The organism is Micromonospora sp. NPDC048040 (assembly GCF_055587185.1).
The window spans coordinates 12,461-28,619 of the sequence record NZ_JBVJGT010000022.1 but is presented as its reverse complement, the minus strand read 5'-3'; the positions used below and the strand labels follow the sequence as shown (position 1 = coordinate 28,619).

Annotated in this window: 19 protein-coding genes; 9 read left to right on the top strand and 10 right to left on the bottom strand. The window is 74.6% G+C overall.

Annotated elements, in window-relative coordinates; translation table 11 throughout:
• Window positions 1–32: 32 nt before the first annotated feature.
• Window positions 33–1,136 (top strand): beta family protein, encoded by a 1,104-nt coding sequence (locus ACZ6O2_RS21035; protein WP_350703549.1) that lies wholly within the window; start codon window positions 33–35, stop codon window positions 1,134–1,136.
• A 40-nt stretch (window positions 1,137–1,176) separates the two neighbouring features.
• On the opposite strand, the gene ACZ6O2_RS21030 is transcribed toward ACZ6O2_RS21035, so the two are convergent.
• Window positions 1,177–1,455: an adhesin gene (locus ACZ6O2_RS21030; protein WP_350702914.1), complete on the bottom strand. Its 279-nt coding sequence runs from the start codon at window positions 1,453–1,455 to the stop codon at window positions 1,177–1,179.
• A gap of 181 nt (window positions 1,456–1,636) precedes the next feature.
• Window positions 1,637–2,710, bottom strand: coding sequence for an NAD(P)-binding domain-containing protein (locus tag ACZ6O2_RS21025; protein ID WP_466023993.1), 1,074 nt, complete (start codon window positions 2,708–2,710; stop codon window positions 1,637–1,639).
• A gap of 169 nt (window positions 2,711–2,879) precedes the next feature.
• Here ACZ6O2_RS21025 and ACZ6O2_RS21020 point away from each other — a divergent pair, with 169 nt between their 5' ends.
• Window positions 2,880–3,311 carry a hypothetical protein gene (locus ACZ6O2_RS21020; protein ID WP_466023992.1) on the top strand — a complete coding sequence of 144 codons (432 nt, stop codon included), beginning with the start codon at window positions 2,880–2,882 and terminating at the stop codon, window positions 3,309–3,311.
• A 62-nt stretch (window positions 3,312–3,373) separates the two neighbouring features.
• The gene (gene dacB, locus ACZ6O2_RS21015; RefSeq protein WP_466023991.1) at window positions 3,374–4,957 is read left to right on the top strand and encodes a D-alanyl-D-alanine carboxypeptidase/D-alanyl-D-alanine endopeptidase; all 1,584 of its coding nucleotides are present in this window, start codon (window positions 3,374–3,376) and stop codon (window positions 4,955–4,957) included.
• A gap of 70 nt (window positions 4,958–5,027) precedes the next feature.
• On the opposite strand, the gene ACZ6O2_RS21010 is transcribed toward dacB, so the two are convergent.
• From ACZ6O2_RS21010 to ACZ6O2_RS20990, 5 genes are all read right to left on the bottom strand, one after another.
• Window positions 5,028–5,354, bottom strand: coding sequence for a hypothetical protein (locus ACZ6O2_RS21010; protein WP_466023990.1), 327 nt, complete (start codon window positions 5,352–5,354; stop codon window positions 5,028–5,030).
• A gap of 127 nt (window positions 5,355–5,481) precedes the next feature.
• Window positions 5,482–5,826 (bottom strand): DUF1330 domain-containing protein, encoded by a 345-nt coding sequence (locus ACZ6O2_RS21005; RefSeq protein ID WP_350702924.1) that lies wholly within the window; start codon window positions 5,824–5,826, stop codon window positions 5,482–5,484.
• A 119-nt stretch (window positions 5,827–5,945) separates the two neighbouring features.
• The gene (locus tag ACZ6O2_RS21000) at window positions 5,946–6,383 is read right to left on the bottom strand and encodes a nitroreductase family deazaflavin-dependent oxidoreductase (protein ID WP_350702926.1); all 438 of its coding nucleotides are present in this window, start codon (window positions 6,381–6,383) and stop codon (window positions 5,946–5,948) included.
• 96 nt (window positions 6,384–6,479) lie between these two features.
• Window positions 6,480–6,929, bottom strand: a complete 450-nt coding sequence (locus tag ACZ6O2_RS20995; protein ID WP_466023989.1) for a pyridoxamine 5'-phosphate oxidase family protein — start codon at window positions 6,927–6,929, stop codon at window positions 6,480–6,482.
• Window positions 6,930–6,974: 45 nt separating this feature from the next.
• Window positions 6,975–7,568 (bottom strand): pentapeptide repeat-containing protein, encoded by a 594-nt coding sequence (locus tag ACZ6O2_RS20990; RefSeq protein WP_466023988.1) that lies wholly within the window; start codon window positions 7,566–7,568, stop codon window positions 6,975–6,977.
• A gap of 81 nt (window positions 7,569–7,649) precedes the next feature.
• Between ACZ6O2_RS20990 and ACZ6O2_RS20985 the strand changes: the two genes are divergently transcribed.
• Both ACZ6O2_RS20985 and ACZ6O2_RS20980 read left to right on the top strand, forming a co-directional pair.
• On the top strand, window positions 7,650–8,882 hold the full coding sequence (locus tag ACZ6O2_RS20985) for a serine hydrolase domain-containing protein (protein WP_350702932.1): 1,233 nt from the start codon (window positions 7,650–7,652) through the stop codon (window positions 8,880–8,882).
• Between the two features lie 137 nt (window positions 8,883–9,019).
• Window positions 9,020–9,661 carry an NAD(P)-dependent oxidoreductase gene (locus ACZ6O2_RS20980; protein WP_466023987.1) on the top strand — a complete coding sequence of 214 codons (642 nt, stop codon included), beginning with the start codon at window positions 9,020–9,022 and terminating at the stop codon, window positions 9,659–9,661.
• 36 nt (window positions 9,662–9,697) lie between these two features.
• On the opposite strand, the gene ACZ6O2_RS20975 is transcribed toward ACZ6O2_RS20980, so the two are convergent.
• The gene (locus ACZ6O2_RS20975) at window positions 9,698–10,339 is read right to left on the bottom strand and encodes a DUF6642 family protein (protein WP_357698404.1); all 642 of its coding nucleotides are present in this window, start codon (window positions 10,337–10,339) and stop codon (window positions 9,698–9,700) included.
• Between the two features lie 303 nt (window positions 10,340–10,642).
• On the opposite strand from ACZ6O2_RS20975, the gene ACZ6O2_RS20970 reads away from it, so the two are divergent.
• Window positions 10,643–11,458, top strand: coding sequence for a D-Ala-D-Ala carboxypeptidase family metallohydrolase (locus ACZ6O2_RS20970; protein ID WP_466023986.1), 816 nt, complete (start codon window positions 10,643–10,645; stop codon window positions 11,456–11,458).
• 170 nt (window positions 11,459–11,628) lie between these two features.
• Here the strand turns inward: ACZ6O2_RS20970 and ACZ6O2_RS20965 are convergent, their stop codons facing one another.
• Entirely contained in the window at window positions 11,629–12,342 is a 714-nt protein-coding gene (locus ACZ6O2_RS20965; protein WP_466024030.1) for a response regulator, read from the bottom strand.
• On the bottom strand, window positions 12,321–13,559 hold the full coding sequence (locus ACZ6O2_RS20960; RefSeq protein WP_466023985.1) for a sensor histidine kinase: 1,239 nt from the start codon (window positions 13,557–13,559) through the stop codon (window positions 12,321–12,323). The genes ACZ6O2_RS20965 and ACZ6O2_RS20960 overlap by 22 nt, the downstream gene beginning before the upstream one ends.
• A 133-nt stretch (window positions 13,560–13,692) precedes the next feature.
• On the opposite strand from ACZ6O2_RS20960, the gene ACZ6O2_RS20955 reads away from it, so the two are divergent.
• Genes ACZ6O2_RS20955 through ACZ6O2_RS20945 form a run of 3 tightly spaced genes read left to right on the top strand, consistent with a single transcriptional unit; the run spans window position 13,693 to window position 16,126 of the window.
• Window positions 13,693–14,589 (top strand): ABC transporter ATP-binding protein, encoded by an 897-nt coding sequence (locus tag ACZ6O2_RS20955; RefSeq protein WP_466023984.1) that lies wholly within the window; start codon window positions 13,693–13,695, stop codon window positions 14,587–14,589.
• Window positions 14,586–15,380 carry an ABC transporter permease gene (locus ACZ6O2_RS20950; protein ID WP_350702947.1) on the top strand — a complete coding sequence of 265 codons (795 nt, stop codon included), beginning with the start codon at window positions 14,586–14,588 and terminating at the stop codon, window positions 15,378–15,380. The genes ACZ6O2_RS20955 and ACZ6O2_RS20950 overlap by 4 nt, the downstream gene beginning before the upstream one ends.
• Window positions 15,377–16,126 carry a YqeB family protein gene (locus ACZ6O2_RS20945; RefSeq protein ID WP_466023983.1) on the top strand — a complete coding sequence of 250 codons (750 nt, stop codon included), beginning with the start codon at window positions 15,377–15,379 and terminating at the stop codon, window positions 16,124–16,126. Before ACZ6O2_RS20950 ends, ACZ6O2_RS20945 begins: the two co-directional genes overlap by 4 nt.
• Window positions 16,127–16,159 lie beyond the last annotated feature (33 nt).

Here is a 16,159-nt window from a genome sequence, read left to right as displayed (position 1 = left end):
TGACCGACACCGATGTCTGGCTACATTGGGGTATGGTGCCCGCCCACGGAGGCCGGGCGGCGGAACCGGTCTACCGCCCCATCCTCGCCAGCCGGCGGGGCGAGCTGGAGGCGCTCGGTCATCTCGACGACGTCGTCACTCCCCTGCTCGCCCCGGTTCTCCAGGTGTCCATCCTGGACTCGTACACACTGGACTTTCTCGGTCGGCTGCCCACCGGGCTGCTCCCGGCCGTCGACGTCACCGGTCTGCCCGACGCTCCGGAGACCGAGCTGGCCCGCTGGGGCGTACCGCTGGTGCCGGTGATCGGATTCGCGGACAGCGACCGGCGCCTGGTGGCGCACGGCGCGGCGGCGCGGGGCCACGCCCACCGGGCGGTGGTCCGGCTGCGGGTCGGCCAGGACCGGGCCGGCCCGGACGCGACCACGGCGGCGGTGGAGCGCGTCTGGCGCCTCACGCGCCTCGTCCCCGAGCAGTGCGACCTGCTCCTCGACGCCGGGGACGTGTGCTGCGCGGCCGACGTGCGGCTCGCCGAGCCGCGGCTGCGCCGGCTGCTGGAGTGGGCCCGCCGGCACGCCTGGCGGTCGGTGAGCGTGGCGGCCGGCGGGATGCCGCCCGCGGTGTCCCGCCTCCCCACCGACGAGCCGGTACGCCTCGACCGCTGGGACTGGCGGCTCTGGCAGCGGCTGGCGGACCTCGGCGTCGGGTACGGCGACTACGGCGTCGGCTCGGCGGTGCCCGGCGCCGACCAGCCGGGCGACCGGCTGCCCACCGTGCGCTACACCACCGACGACGCCTGGTGGGTGTACCGCTGGTCGCGGCGGGGTGGGCGGGGCGACGACCGGTTCGCGGACCTGTGCCGCGCGTTGGTCTCGGCGCCGCACTGGCCGGCCGCCGGGGCCGACTTCTCCTGGGGCGACCACGAGATCGTCCGGCGCGCCCGACGGGGCGCCGGTGCGGGCTCGGCCAGCAACTGGGCGGCGTGGAGCACGTCGCACCACCTGGCGCACGTGCTGGCGACGCTGGCCCGCCCCGGACGGGAGGCCCGCCCGGGGCCGTGGCGCTCCGGTCAGCCGGCCGCCGAGCGGGGGCGGCCCGCCCGGCCGCACCGGGGCGGGGAGACCCGCCGGGCCGGCTGACCCGCTACCTCAGCGCCGTCGACCCGCACGGGGCACGTCACTACTTCTCGGTGAACCCGAACTGCACGATGCCCTCGTCGTCGACGGTGGCATCGACGGAGGCGTCGCCGAGCAGCTCGGCGGCGTCGGAGTCCAGGAAGATCCGGGCGCCCTGGTTGTCGACCACGTGGTCGCCCTTGACCGGTTCGGCGACCAGCTCGACGGTGAGCGAGCCCGCCTGGGTGTCGGCGGCGATCCGCACCCCGCCGTCCTCGGCGACGTCCTGCTGGTTGGCGAGGTCTCGGATCACCATCACGGCGTTGTCGGTCATGGTGAGCATGGCGGAACTCCTCGTGGATTCTCGGATACGCGGTGCGGACCGGGATTCGGCCCGCGCACGAGCGCACGTGGGAGGCGATGGAAGGGCGACACGCACATCGCCGTCGCAGGTCAGGGGCAGGTCATGGCCCCTCCACGGCCTACGTTGCCCCCTGTCGGGGCATCCGTCAAATAGAGCATGATCAGTGCCCGGCGCCGGCCGGGGCGAGCAGTGCCCGGATCTCGCGTACCGCCGCGCGGCCGGCCCGGTTGGCGCCGACGGTGCTCGCCGACGGTCCGTACCCGATCAGGTGGATCCGCTCGTCGGCGACCACCCGGGTGCCGTCCATCGTGATACCGCCGCCCGGCGCGCGCAGCCGCAGCGGCGCGAGGTGGTCCAGCGCGGCCCGGAAGCCGGTGCACCAGAGGATCACGTCCGCGGGCACGAACCTGCCGTCGTCCCAGGCCACGCCGTCGGGCGTGATCCGGTCGAAGACGGGTAACCGGTCCAGCACGCCGCGCTCGCGCAGCCGGCGCAGCTCGGGCGTGAGCGGCAGCCCGGTCACCCCGACCACGCTGGCTGGCGGGCGGCCGGCGCGGACCGCCGCGTCGACCAGGGCCACCGCCGCCCGCCCCCGTTCGGGGGTGAACTCCTCGTCGCGGAAGTCGGGCGGGCGCCGGGTCACCCAGGTGGTGCCGGCCGCGACGGCGGAGACCTCGGCGAGCAGTTGGACGGCGGACGTCCCGCCGCCGACCACCACGACCCGCCGGCCGGCGAACTCCGCCGGACCCCGGTAGCCGGCCGTGTGCAGCTGGCGGCCCCGGAATTCCGACCGGCCCGGGTAGTGCGGCCAGAACGGCCGGGTCCAGGTGCCGGTGGCGTTGACCAGGGCCCGGGTGGACCAGGCAGCCCCGTCGGTCAGCACGTCCAGCCGGCCGTCGGGCCGGTCGCGCACCTCGCGGACCCGCACCGGACGCCGTACCGGCAGGGCGAACTCGCGCTCGTACGCGGCGAAGTAGGCGCTCACCACCTCGGCCGCCGGCCGGTCGGGATCCGCCGCCGGGAACGGCAGGCCGGGCAGGTCGTGGAAGCCGTGCACCCGGTCGAGCCGCAGCGTCGGCCAGCGGTGTCGCCACGCCCCGCCGGGCCCGTCGTCCCCGTCGAGGATCACGAAGCCGGCACCGGGGGCGAAACCGGCGCGGCGCAGGTGGTAGCCGGCGGAGAGGCCGGCCTGGCCGGCCCCGATCACCAGCACGTCGACGGAGCGCTCGTCCATGCCGGGTACAACAACGCACGCCCGGTCCTACTGCCCGCCGGGTGGCGTCTCGCCGCTCACACGGCGCGCCGCGCCGCCGGCGTCGTGGCGTTCCGGTTCGGGTAGGAACCGGGCCGGAACACCGGGAGTCTGATTCGGCGTACGGGCCGGGCTCGGGCGGGAGGCGGAAATGGGTGGACGGCGGGGATGGCGGGCGCTGCTGCCGGCGGCGGCGCTGGGCGTGCTGCTGAGCGGCTGCACGGGCGTCGGGGTGGCCGAGGCGCCGACCGAGGGCAGGGCGTCGTACGAGGCGTGGGGGCTCAACGAGGCGTCGAGCGACCTGAGCGGCGGGGACCGGACGGTGGTGCTCAACGGCGACCTGGAGCGCGACAGCAAGGCGTTCTTCAGCGTCGACGGGCGGTGGCGGGCCGACGGGTTCGTGCTGGACGACTCCTCGGCCGAGAAGGTGCGCGCCCTGGCCGGTCGGCTCCCCGACCGGACCGGCGACCCCGAGTGCCGGCGGCTGGTGCTGGTGGCGGAGGGGCTGGTCGACCGGGCGGTCGCCGTCCTCACCCCGGAGGCGTCCGGCGGGCCGGTCACCGCCGCGCCACTCGACGGCTGAACGGAAGTTTTCTTTCGGTTGGCGGACTTCTCTGGCGAATACCTCCGTGGCAGCATCAGCGCATGCATCGTCGTCTCTTCCCCCGGACGCTCGCGCTGGCGGCGCTGGTGGCCGCCGCCGCCACGGCCGGCGCCCCGACCGCCACCGCCGAGTCGCCGACCCCCGCGGCGACCCGCCTGAACGCCACCATCGACGCGATCCTCGCCGACTCCCGGCTGGCCGGGGCGCAGGCATCGGTGGTCGTGAAGGACGCTGCCACCGGCGAGACCGTCTACCACCGCAACGGCGACCGCCGCCTGGTGCCCGCCTCCAACACGAAGCTGCTGACCTCGGCCGCGGCGCTCGAACTGCTCGGGCCCGGGCACCGCTTCGCCACCGAGGTGCACACCACCGGCACCCGGCGCGCGGGCCTGATCTCCGGCGACCTCTACCTGCGCGGCGGCGGCGACCCGACCATGCTCGCCGCCGACTACGACGCGCTGGCCGCGCAGGTCGCCGCCAAGGGCGTACGGGTCGTCACCGGCAACCTGGTCGCCGACGACACCCGCTACGACAGCACCCGCCTCGGCCCCGACTGGACCTGGGACGACGAGCCCTACTACTACGCGGCGCAGGTCTCCGCCCTGACCGTGGCTCCCGACACCGACTACGACGCGGGCACCGTCATCGTGCAGGCCGCACCCGGCGCGAGCGCCGGCGCCCGCCCGGTCGTCACCACGACCCCGGCCACCGGGTACCTGAAGATCGACAACCGGGCCCAGACGGTCGCCGACGGGGAGACGTCGATCTCCTTCGAACGGGCGCACGGCGGCAACACGGTCGTGGTCACCGGGCAGATCGCGCTCGGCGACGCGCCGGAGAGCGACTGGGTGACCGTCTGGGAGCCGACCGGCTACGCCGCCGACGTCTTCCGCTCCGCGCTGCGCAAGCACGGCGTGCGGGTGCTCGGCCGCACCGTGCTGGGCCAGGCCACCCCGGAGGACGCGGCCGAGGTGGGGCGGCACGAGTCGATGCCGCTGGCCCAGTTGATGGTGCCGTTCCTCAAGCTGTCCAACAACGGGCACGCCGAGGTGCTGACCAAGGAGATCGGCCGGGTGCTCTCCGGCACCGGCACCTGGACGGCCGGGCTGACGGCGATCAGCGAGTACGTCGCCGACGCGGGGATGGACACCGGCACGCTGCGCCAGCGGGACGGCTCGGGGCTCTCCCGGCGCAACCTGATCCCCGCCGACGAGTTCGTGGACCTGCTCACCGCCGTCCGGGCCGAGCCCTGGTTCGACACGTGGTACGCCGCCCTGCCGGTCGCCGGCGACGCGGACCGCTTCGTCGGCGGAACGCTGCGCAGCCGGATGCGCGGCACCCCGGCAGCGGGCAACGTGCACGCCAAGACCGGCAGCCTGACGGGCGTCTCCGGCCTCTCCGGCTACGTCACCGACGCCGACGGGCGGGTGCTCGCGTTCTCGATCCTGCTCAACAACTACCTGGCCTCGTCCGTGAAGGGGCTGGAGGACCAGATCGCGATCGCGCTCGCCTCGTACACCGAGAAGGGCGCCGCCGCGGCGCGGGTCGCGCCCCCGACGGCGCCCGACGCCCCCCGGGTCCCCGAGGGCCGGGAGTGCTCCTGGGTGAAACCCGTCGCCTGCTGACGGGCGGCGGGGCCCGGGCCGGGCCCCGCCGACGGGCCGGCGGGGCCGGGTGCGAGGGCCCCGCCGGCGCTCAGGCGCCCGGGCGCTGCGGCGGCTCGGCGGTCGGGTCTCCTTGCGCGATCAGCGCGGCGATGTCGGCGGGGCGCAGGCCGCGCTGCGCCAGCACCCGGACGCCCCAGCGGTGCAGCCGGCACGGGTGCGGGCTGGCGTCGTTGCGACAGACCGTCCCGCCGGACCAGCTTCGGGGCGCGTGCACCACCACCGCCCGGACGGCGAACTGCGCGTCCTCGGCGGTGACGTACGGCGGCAGCGGGATCTCCCGGAGCACCTCCCCGGACGGCTCCCCGGCGCCGCGTGGGGCGGGCGGACGGACGGTGCGGGCGATGGTGCTGCTCATCGGTCGAGCCTCCACAGAGGATTGTCGGACGTGGACAGCAGAAAGTTACGACACGACCAACGCAGCGCGACGGACAAACTGTCCCGACCCAGATGAACGACTCTGGTCAGGCTCGGACTTCGCCGGGTCAGCGGGCGGCGCGCTCCCGCAGCCGGGCCGCCGTGCGGCGGGCGTCGTAGTCGGGGGCGACCCCGTCGACGATCAGCGTCGCGCCCGGGATGTGCCGGGTGCGCAGCGCGATGATCTCCTGGTAGGCCGGCGAGTCGTACCAGGCCCGGGCGCGCTCCAGGTCGGGGAACTCCACGATGACCACGGTGCCGGGCCAGTCGCCCTCCTTGACCTCCACCTCGGCGCCGTGCACCCGGAACCGGCCCCCGAACGGGTCCAGCGTGGCCTGGATCCGCTCGATGTAGGTCAGGACGTCCTCGTTGATCTGCGGTGCGTACAGGTGGGCGAGCGCGAACGCGGGCATGGGTCCTCCCCGTGGGCCGTTCCGCCCGGCCGGGTCGCCGGTGCGGTACGCCGAGTCTCGCGTCGGCGCCCGCCCGGCGTCGATTACCCAAGGGGGTAACGGCGACCCGCCGCCCCTGGTCAGAGGCGGTCGAGCACGACGACCGGGATGTCCCGGTCGGTCCTCGCCTGGTACTCGTCGTACGACGGCCAGATGGCGGCCATCGTGGACCACATCCGCGGCTTCTCCTCGGCCGTCGCGGTACGCGCCCGCGCGGTGAACCGCTCGCCGCCCACCTGCACCTCGACCAGCGGCTCGTCGAGCAGGTTCAGGTACCAGGCCGGGTGCTTCGGGTCGCCGCCCTGCGAGGCGACCACCAGGTACGCGTCGCCGTCGCGGCCGTAGATGAGCGCGGTGCGCCGCAGCTTCCCGCTGCGCCGGCCCCGGGTGGTCAGCAGCAGCGTGAAGACGCCCGGCCGCCACTCGTGGCCCTCGGCGCCGTCGGTGTCGACGTAGCGCCGGATGTGGTCGGCCACCCAGCCCTGCGGGCTGTCCAGCACCTGCTCGCCCGACGTCATCCGCCCTCCCGTTCGTCCGTGTCGCTCCTCGTCGCGCTCACGCTACCCCCGGACGCGGCCGGCCACCGGGCGAACACCCAGGGCCTCCCGCGGGGTTCAGTGCCGCTGGCGGCGGTGCAGCCCGCGGCCGGGGTGCCAGCTCTCGATGACCAGGTGGTCCGGCGGATCGCCCACCCGGGTCAGGACGACCTCGGTCAGCTCGATCCGGAACCGGTGGGAGCCGTCGTCGCCGGGCGGCTCCTCGTGCGCCCGGCCGGCGATCTTCGCGTCGCCGCCCCAGGAGTGCGGATCGTCCTCGGGAGCGTCCTCCGTCGGGCAGTGCAGCGCAACCCGTGGGTCGCGGCGCAGGTCGAGGGCCTTGAGCGCGCCGGCCATGCTGCCCAGCCGCAGGTGCTCGGGGCCGAAGTCGAACTCCGTGCCGCTGATCCGGGGCGAGCCGTCCCGGCGCAGCGTCGCCATCGTGCCGTGCTTGCGGACCGCGAAGCGGGCACGCACCCGCTCGGCGAACTCGGGTTCCTCGCTGAGGAGGTCGGACCACCATGTCATGGGTCGAGCGTGGCAGCCAATCCGGACAACCCGTGGCGGCTTTCCTCAGCGGATCTCGAACCCGAGCGCCTGCGCGATCACCACGGTCTGCTCCGGGTCGACGATCGCCCCGGCCCGCTCCACGACGGTCGGGTCGAGCGCGGTCAGGTCGCTGCCGCGCAGGTCGGCGCCGGACAGCCGGGAGCTGTGCAGTTGCGCGGCGGAGAGGTCCACGCCGGTGACGGTGGCGCCGGTCAGGTTGGCCCCGGTGAGGTCGACCTCCCGCATCCGTACGTCGGTGATCCGCACGCCGCGCAGGTCGGCGCCGGGCAGCGCGACGAAGGACCAGTCGCCGCCGGAGATCGTCAACGGCCGCAGGTCGCACTGCGCGAACGTGCTGCCCACCAGCTTGCAGCCGGTGAACTCGGCCTCGAAGAAGTTGCACCGCTGGAAGGTGCACCGGGTGAAGGCCGAGTCGGTGTGCCGGGAGGCGTTGAACCGCACGTTGCCGAAGGTGCACCCGTCGAAGACCGCGCCCTGGCTGACCGCCTCGGTCAGGTCGACGTGGAAGAACGAGCAGCCGACGAAGTGCCGGTCCACCAGCTCCTCGCCGTACCAGTCCTCGTTGCGGAAGGTCGCGTCCTCGGTCAGCTCGGGCATCGGGCCAGGCTACTGAGCGGGTACGACATGTGTGGTGGCCGACCCTTCCGGTGCGAGGTACCGACTAGTAGGTTCGGCGGCGTGAGTGTGGCACGCAGCATCGACCCGGACCAGATCGGCTTCGACCCGGCGCGCCTGGCGCGGATCGACGAGCACTTCGGCAGGTACGTCGACGACGGCCGGCTCGCCGGCTGGCAGGTGGTGGTCACCCGGCGCGGCGAGATCGCCCACTCGTCGACGTACGGGCTGCGCGACGTCGAGGCGGGGGCGCCCGTCGAGGCGGACACGCTCTGGCGGATCTACTCGATGACCAAGCCGGTCACCTCGGTCGCCGCGATGATGCTCTGGGAGGAGGGCCGCTTCGAGCTGACCGACGAGATCAGCCGTTGGCTGCCCGAGTTCGCCGACCTGCGGGTCTACAGCAAGGGCTCGGCCCTCAAGCCGTACACGGTGCCGGCGATCGAGCCGATCCGGGTCTGGCACCTGCTCACCCACACCGCCGGCCTGACGTACGGCTTCATGCAGACCTCGGTGGTCGACGGCCTCTACCGGGCCGCCGGCTACGACATCTACCCGCCGGCGGACGTCGACCTGGCCACCGCCTGCCAGGCGTTCGGCGAGCTGCCCCTGCTGTTCCAGCCCGGCACCGCCTGGGGCTACTCCGTCGCCACCGACGTGCTGGGCCGGCTGGTCGAGGTGGTCTCCGGGCAGAGCCTGGACGCCTTCTTCGCCGACCGGATCTTCCGCCCGTTGGGCATGACCGACACCCACTGGTGGGCCGACGGTGACGCCGCCGACCGGCTCGCCGCGCTCTACGCGCCGGACCCGCGCACCGGCCGCGCGTTCCGCTACGACAAGCTGGGCGCCCTGGCGTACGAGAAGCCGCTGCTGCTCTCCGGCGGCGGCGGCCTGATCTCCTCCGCCGCCGACTACCACCGGTTCACCCAGATGCTGCTGCGCGGCGGCGAACTGGACGGGGCGCGCCTGCTGGGGCCGCGCACGGTGCGCTTCATGACCCGCAACCACCTGCCCGGCGGGCAGGACCTGGGGACCCTCTCCACCGGCGGCTTCGCCGAGACCACCTTCGACGGGATCGGCTTCGGGCTGGGTTTCGCGGTGGTGGAGGACCCGGTTCCCAGCCGGGTGCCGAGCAGCGTCGGCGAGTACTACTGGGGCGGGGTGGCGAGCACGGCGTTCTGGGTCGACCCGGCCGAGGAGGTCACCGCGCTGCTCTTCACCCAGCTCATGCCGTCGAGCACCTACCCGCTGCGGCCGCAGCTGCGCCAGCTCGTCTACTCCGCCCTGGTCGACTGAGCCGGCCGGGCACGGTCGGATCGCCGGTTACCGCACCGGCCGGGCCACCCGCTCCATAACCTGGGAGGCGGACGGCAACCCGGCGGGCGGGCAGGCAGACGGTCACCGCCCCGGCCGGACGGGGGCGGGAGGCGGTCATGAGCAACATCGTCGTGTTCGGGGCGGGCGGCACCGCGGGCTCGCGGATCACCGCCGAGGCGGTCGGCCGGGGGCACCGGGTCACCGCCGCGGTGCGCCGCCCGGAGGCCACCTCGTACCTGCCGCCGTCGGTCAAGCTGGTCACCGGCGACGCCACCACCGAACTGAGCGTGCGGGAGCTGGCGCCCGACACCGACGTCATGGTGGTGGCGATCGGCGGCGGGGAGCGCGGCCTCTGGCTCAACGCGGCGCGGACCCTGGTCGGCACGCTGCGGAACCTGCCGGCCGCGCCCCGGATCATCCACGTGGGCGGCGGGTCCACACTGCTCACCCCGAAGGGCACCCGCTACCTCGACGAGCCGGACTTCCCCGACGAGTACCGCGACGCCGCGCTGGGCCAGGCCGACGCCCTGGACTTCTACCGCTCGTCGGCCGACGGGGTGACCTGGACGTACGTCTCCCCGCCGCCGCTGGAGTTCCATCCCGGCGAGCGCACCGGGCACTACCGCACGGGCGGCGACCAGCCGGTCACCGACGACGAGGGCCGCTCGGTGCTCAGCTACGAGGACCTGGCGGTGGCGATCGTCGACGAGATCGAGACCCCGCGCCACACGAACGAGCGGTTCACCGCCGCGTACTGACGGTGCCTTGGCATACCCCGGGTGACCGTCAGTCAGTCAGCGTGGGCGGGGCGCGGCGCGGCCGGCGGCGGGCTGGGCGGGGACCCGGGGGCGGACCGAGGGCCGCCAGGCGCGGCCGTTGGCGTAGATGATCCGGAAACCGAGGTACGACGCGAGGGGCGCCCAGTGCGCCGAGCCCATCCGCAGCTCGGCGGCGTTGTGCCGCTGCCCGTTGGCCAGCACGTCGAGCAGTACGGTTTCGAAGGCAGCCGATTCCACCCAGTCCACTTCCCGGGTGAAACCGCAGATCAGCGCCGCTCCCGTGGCGGCCAGGAAGTCCCGCAGCGCGGCGTCGGAGGCGCGCAGCACGGAACAGCTGCCGAAATAGAGCCGTCGGCCCTCGCAACGGCCGGCCATCAGTTCGGCGACGTCGGCGAGTTCGACGGATTCCCAGTCGGTGAGGCAGAGCCGGCTCGGTTCGCCGTGCATCGCGAAGAAGCCCACCCGGTGGTCGGCGTACTGCTTGAGCAACCAACGGTCGACGAAGTAGAAGAGTTCGTCGCGGGTCGCCGCGTCCTTGTGGATGAAGCGGATCTTCCCGAGCCGTTCGAGCAGTTCGAGGGTGGGCAGGACCGAGCCGCGTTCGTTGAGGTCCCGGTGCCACTGGCCCTCGACGCAGAAGACGCCACCGCGCGCCACGCCGCCACCTCCCCGTTCCCGCCGGCGCTGACGTTACCGCGTCGAACCGCCCGTAGAACATCACCCTCGGTGTCGCCGATTGCGACGCCGCGTGCCGTTCGCGGTTCTCTGCGGCCGGTTCGCAGCGATTGGGCGTTTCGCAAATGGGCCCGATGCCCGGACAGGACCCCGGAACCGCCAATCGTGAGGACAATTCTCGTTATTGCCGCCAAAGGGCCGCCCAGGTGTCAAGGTGGAAATGCGGGACGCCCCGGTCGATGCCCCGAAAGCCACCCCAATCGCACTCCTATCGGGAGGACTTCTGTGCGCGTTAACACCCTGAAACGGGCGCTTGTCGCATTCGCCCTGGCGATGCCGGGAGCCGCGATCGCCACGGTGGTCGCCGCGCCGGCGGCCCATGCCGACGCCTGCTACACGTGGAACCGCAACCTCTACCAGGGGCGCTCCGGCGAGGACGTCCGCCAGCTGCAGATCCGGGTCGCCGGCTGGGCCGGCAACCGGGACATCGTCGAACTCGACGGCCGCTTCGGGCCGAAGACCGCCGCCGCGGTCCGGCGGTTCCAGGCCGCGTACGGGCTGCGGGTCGACGGCGTCGCCGGGCCGCAGACGTACGCCAAGATCTACGAGCTGCAGGACAACGACTGCACCCCGCGGCACTTCAGCTTCGCGGAGATGGACGACGGCTGCGGCCGCGGCGGGTGGACCGGCGGCCCGCTGTCGGCCGCCCAGACCCGGCAGAACGCCCTGCAGACGATGTGGAAGCTGGAGGCGATGCGGCGCAGCCTCGGCGACAAGCCGCTCTACGTGAGCAGCGGCTTCCGCAGCCGCGCCTGCAACGACCAGGTCGGCGGAGCGTCGGACAGCCAGCACCTCTACGGCAACGCCGCCGACGTGGTCTCCCGCACCAGCTCGCTGTGCGAGGTGGCCCGGGACGCCCGCAACCGGGGCTTCAGCGGGATCTACGGGCCGGGCTACCCGGACCACGACGACCACGTGCACGTGGACTCGCGGCGGGAGAACAACAGCGACCGCACGCCGAACACCACCAGCTGGTCCGCGCCGGACTGCGGGATCGGCGCCGCCAACACCCGGGCCGGCCAGGAGCCGGCGGACCGGTAGGACGGGCACGGCGACGCCGGCCGGGAACGGCCGGACAGGTGGAACGCGCCGGCCGGGAACGGCCGGACAGGTGGGACGTCACGGCGACGCCGGCCCGGAGCGCGGATAGGGAAATCCCCGCGCCCCGGGCCGGCGTCGTGCTGCCCCGGGTCGCCGCGAGCCGGCCCGAGTCAGACCAGGCCGGCGTCGTGGACCAGCAGGGCGACCTGGACCCGGTTGTTCAGGTCGAGCTTGACCAGCAGCCGCGACACGTACGCCTTGACGGTGGCGACGCTCATGAACAGCTCGCCCGCGATCTCGGCGTTGGTCCGGCCCTGCCCGAGCGCGACGGCGACCTCGCGCTCCCGCTCGCTGAGCCCGGCGAGCTGCCGCAGCGCCCGCTCCCGGCGGAGGTCGGGGCCACCGGGCGCGCGGGGGGCCGTCACATGGTCGATCAGCCGGCGGGTCACCGCCGGGGAGAGGGTGGCCTCCCCGGCCGCCACCCGGCGTACCGCCCGCACGATCTCGGCGGGCGGGGTGTCCTTGAGCAGGAAGCCGCCGGCCCCGGCCCGCAACGCCCGGAGCACCTGCTCGTCGGCGTCGAAGGTGGTCAGCACCAGCACCTCCGGCGGGTCGGGGGACGCCCGCAGCGCCTCGGTGGCGGCGAGCCCGTCGAGCCGGGGCATCCGGATGTCCATCAGCACCACGTCCGGCGCGCACGCGGCCACCGCGTCGGACACCTCGCTGCCGTCGGCGGCCTCGCCGACCACGAGCACGTCCGGCACACCGCCGAGGATCATCGACAGCCCGGCCCGGACCAGCGCGTCGTCGTCGACGATCAGCACCCGCACCGGCCCCTCGGTGGCGGCCGTCGCCGGCCCGGTCACGCCGGCCACGGCAGCCAGGCGGTCAGCCGGAAGTCGCCCGAGTCGTCCCGCCCGTGCTCCAGCCGACCGCCGGCCAGGCTGACCCGTTCGGCGATGCCGACCAGGCCGGTGCCCGCGCCGGGGATCTCCGGGCCGGTGATGGCGCCGACCGGCCACCGGTTGCGGATCTCCACGGTCAGCCCGTCGCCGGGGCCGCCGCCGACGTCGACGGTGACCGCGGCCCCGGCGGCGTGCTTGCGGGCGTTGGTCAGCCCCTCCTGCACGATCCGGTAGACGCTGCGCCCCGCCGCCGCGGGCACCTGTTCCGCCGCCGTGACCACGTCGCGGACGCTGACCCGCACCCCGGCCGACCGGGACTCCTCGATGAGCGCCGGCAGGTCGCCCAGGGTGGGCTGCGGGCGCTCCGGGTCCTCCTCGGCGGTGGTCTCCGCGCGGAGCACCCCGATCACCTCGCGCAGGTCCTGCAACGCGGCGTGCGCGCTGTCCCGGATCACGCCCGCCGCCCTCGCCACCTCCTCCGGTGGGGCGTCCGGCCGGAACTCCAGCGCTCCGGCGTGCAGGCTGAGCAGCGAGATACGGTGCGCCAGCACGTCGTGCATCTCCCGGGCGATCCGGGTGCGCTCCAGGTGCCGGGCCTGGGTCACCCGCAACTGCTGCTCCGCCTCGGCCCGCTCGGCGCGCTCCCGCAGCGACACGACGAGCTGCCGCCGCGCCCGGACGAACATGCCCCACGCGAGCACGGAGAGGCTGAGCACCACGCCCCAGACGGTCGCCACCCAGTACGGCAGGTTTGGGTCGGGACGCAGGTAGCTGAAGAAGAAGTTGGTGACCAGACCGGCGGCGGTGATCCCCAGCGCGACGGCCGTGCGGCGGTGCACCACGACGGTGAAGTAGATGATCAGCAGCGGGACCGCCGACGCCATCGAGAAGGCGGTCAGTGGCAGGGTCGCGACGGCCAGCCCCAACGGCCACCGGCGCCGCAGCCAGAGCAGCACGCAGCAGACGAGTCCGAGCAGGGCGTCGACCGGGACCATCCAGCGCTGCGGCAGCGGGGTCGCGAACTGCGGGTCGGGCGCGGCGGCGTCCGCCGTGACGAGCAGGACCCAGCCGAGGGCGAGCAGGAAGCAGAGGCTGTCGACGAGCCAGTCCCGGGTGGTCCGCCGACTCCGCCCGGCCGCCCCGGCGAGGGACCCCGGCAGCAGCCAGGGATGGTCGGGTACGGCCGCGCTGGTCACGCCGCCATGCTAGGCAGCCGCCCCGGACGCCGGCCAGCTACCAAAGTCGAGACCTCGACGTCGACCTAGGTAGCCGCCGGGCGAGACCCTCGGCCGCTGCGGACAGCCGGCCGGCGCGGGCAGCCTGACCGACATGATCGACGTGGAACACCTCACCAAACGGTACGGGCGGCACACGGCCGTCGACGACGTGTCGTTCCGCTGCGAGCCGGGCACCGTCACCGGCTTCCTCGGGCCGAACGGCGCCGGCAAGTCCACCACCATGCGGATGATCTGCGGCCTGACCCCGGCCAGCGGGGGCGGCGCCACGGTCGCCGGCCGGCCGTACCGGGAGCTGCCCAACCCGGGCCGGGAGGTCGGCGTGCTGCTGGACGCCTCGGCCCAGCACGCCGGGCGCACCGGGCGGGAGGCGCTGGCCGTCGCCGCCGCGACCATGGGCGTGGACCGCCGGCAGGTGGCCGCCACGCTCGACCTGGTCGGGCTGAACGCGGTCGCGGCCAGGCGCCGGGTCCGGGCGTACTCGCTGGGGATGCGGCAGCGGCTCGGCCTGGCACACGCGCTGCTGGGCGACCCGCGGGTGCTGATCCTCGACGAGCCGGCCAACGGCCTGGACCCGGAGGGGATCTTCTGGATGCGCGGCCTGCTGCGCGACTTCGCCGACCGGGGCGGCACCGTGCTGCTCTCCTCCCACCTGCTGCGCGAGGTGGAGGCGGTCGCGGACCGGCTGGTGGTCATCGGGGGCGGCCGGATCGTGGCCCAGGGCGACAAGGACGAGCTGCTGGCCGGCGGCGGCACCCTGGTCCGGGCGCGGGACACGGCGGCGCTGCGCGGCGCGCTGGACCGGGCCGGGCTGCCGGTCACCGAGGGCACCGACGGGCTGCTGGTCCGCGCCGACGCCGCAGCGGTCGGGCAGGCCGCCGCCGACGTCGGCGTCGCCCTCACCGAGCTGCGCGCCGCCGGCAGCGGCGGCCTGGAACAGCTCTTCCTCACCCTGACCGCCGGCGCGTCGACCCGGGAGGCCGTCCGATGACCACCACCACCGCCGCCACCCCGCCCACCGTCGCACCCCACCGTCGTCCGGCGGTACGCCGACCGTCGCTGCTCCGGCTCACCGGGGTGGAGCTGCGCAAGCTCGTCGACACCCGGGCCGGGCTGTGGCTGCTGATCACCATCGGGCTGCTCGCCGCCACCCTCGTCGTGGTCCAGCTCGTCTGGACGGCCGACGCCGACCAGACCTTCGCCAACTTCTTCCTCCCGACGCTGCTGCCGGTCGGGGTGCTGCTGCCGGTGCTGGGCATCCTGTCGGTCACCGCGGAGTGGTCGCAGCGCACCGCGCTGGCCACGTTCGCCCTGGTGCCCCGCCGCGGGCGGGTGATCGCGGCCAAGCTGGCCGCGATGGTGCTGGCCGCCCTGGCCTCGGTGCTGGTCAGCCTCGGCGTGGCCGCCGCGGGCACGCTGGTCGCCGGGGTCACCGGCGGCGCGGGCACCTGGCGCTTCGAGGGGTCGCTGCTGCTGCACGCGGTGGTGCTCCAGGTGGCCAGCGTGCTGATGGGCGCCGGCTTCGGCCTGCTGCTGCTCAACACGCCGCTGGCCATCGTCGGCTACCTGCTGCTGCCAACCCTCTGGTCGATCCTCGGCGGGCTGATCCGGCACCTGGAGGGTCCGGCGGGCTGGCTGGACACGGGCCGCACCATGGAACCGCTGTTCACCCCGGACGTGACCGCCGGGCAGTGGGCGCGGCTCGGCGTGTCGCTGCTGGTCTGGCTGGTCGTCCCGCTGGTCGCCGGGCTGGTCCGCACGCTGCGCCGCGAGGTGTCGTGACGGTGGTCGGCCACGGTGCTCCCACCGTCGTCGACGGCGGCGTGGCGGAGCTGGCGCTGTTCTGGGGCGGCTTCCCGGCGCTCGGGGCGGGTGCCGGGTGGCTGCTCGCCGCGGGCGCGGGGTGGCTCGCCGAGCTGCCCTGGGCCCCGGCGCAGAAACTGTTCGGGCTGGTCGCCGGGCTGCCCGACCCGCAGGCGAGCATCGGCGGGCTGGCGGTCGGCGCGCTGGGCGGCCTGCTGGTCGCCGCCATCGGCACCGCCGAGCGGCTCGCCGTCACCGTCGGCGCCGAGCGGGTGGCGCTACGCCGCGGCGGCACCCGCCGGGAGGTCGAGCGGCGGGGAGTGCGGGCGGTGTTCCTCGACGGCAGGGACCTGGTGCTGCTCGGCCCGGACGACGGGGAACTGGTCCGGGAGAAGTCCGACCTGGCCCCCGACCGGCTGCGCGCCGCCTTCCGCGCGCACGGCTGGCCGTGGGCGGAGGCCGACCCGCACCGGGACGCGTACCGGCGGTGGGTGCCGGGGCTGCCCGGCCTGCCCGTCGGCGCGGACGCGCTGCTGCGGGCCCGGCAGAAGGCGCTCGACGACGACCGGGGCGGCGAGGCCCGGGAGCTGCGCGGCGAACTGGCCCGCTCCGGGGTGGTGGTCCGGGACGAGCGCAGACGGCAGTACTGGCGGCTGACCCGGTCGGCCGTGCGTAACCGGCCGGAGGACGCGACTTCGCCTGAGCCGGAGGTCGACGGACGGTAGCGTTGCCTTCGACGGGGCCCTGGGCACGGGGAG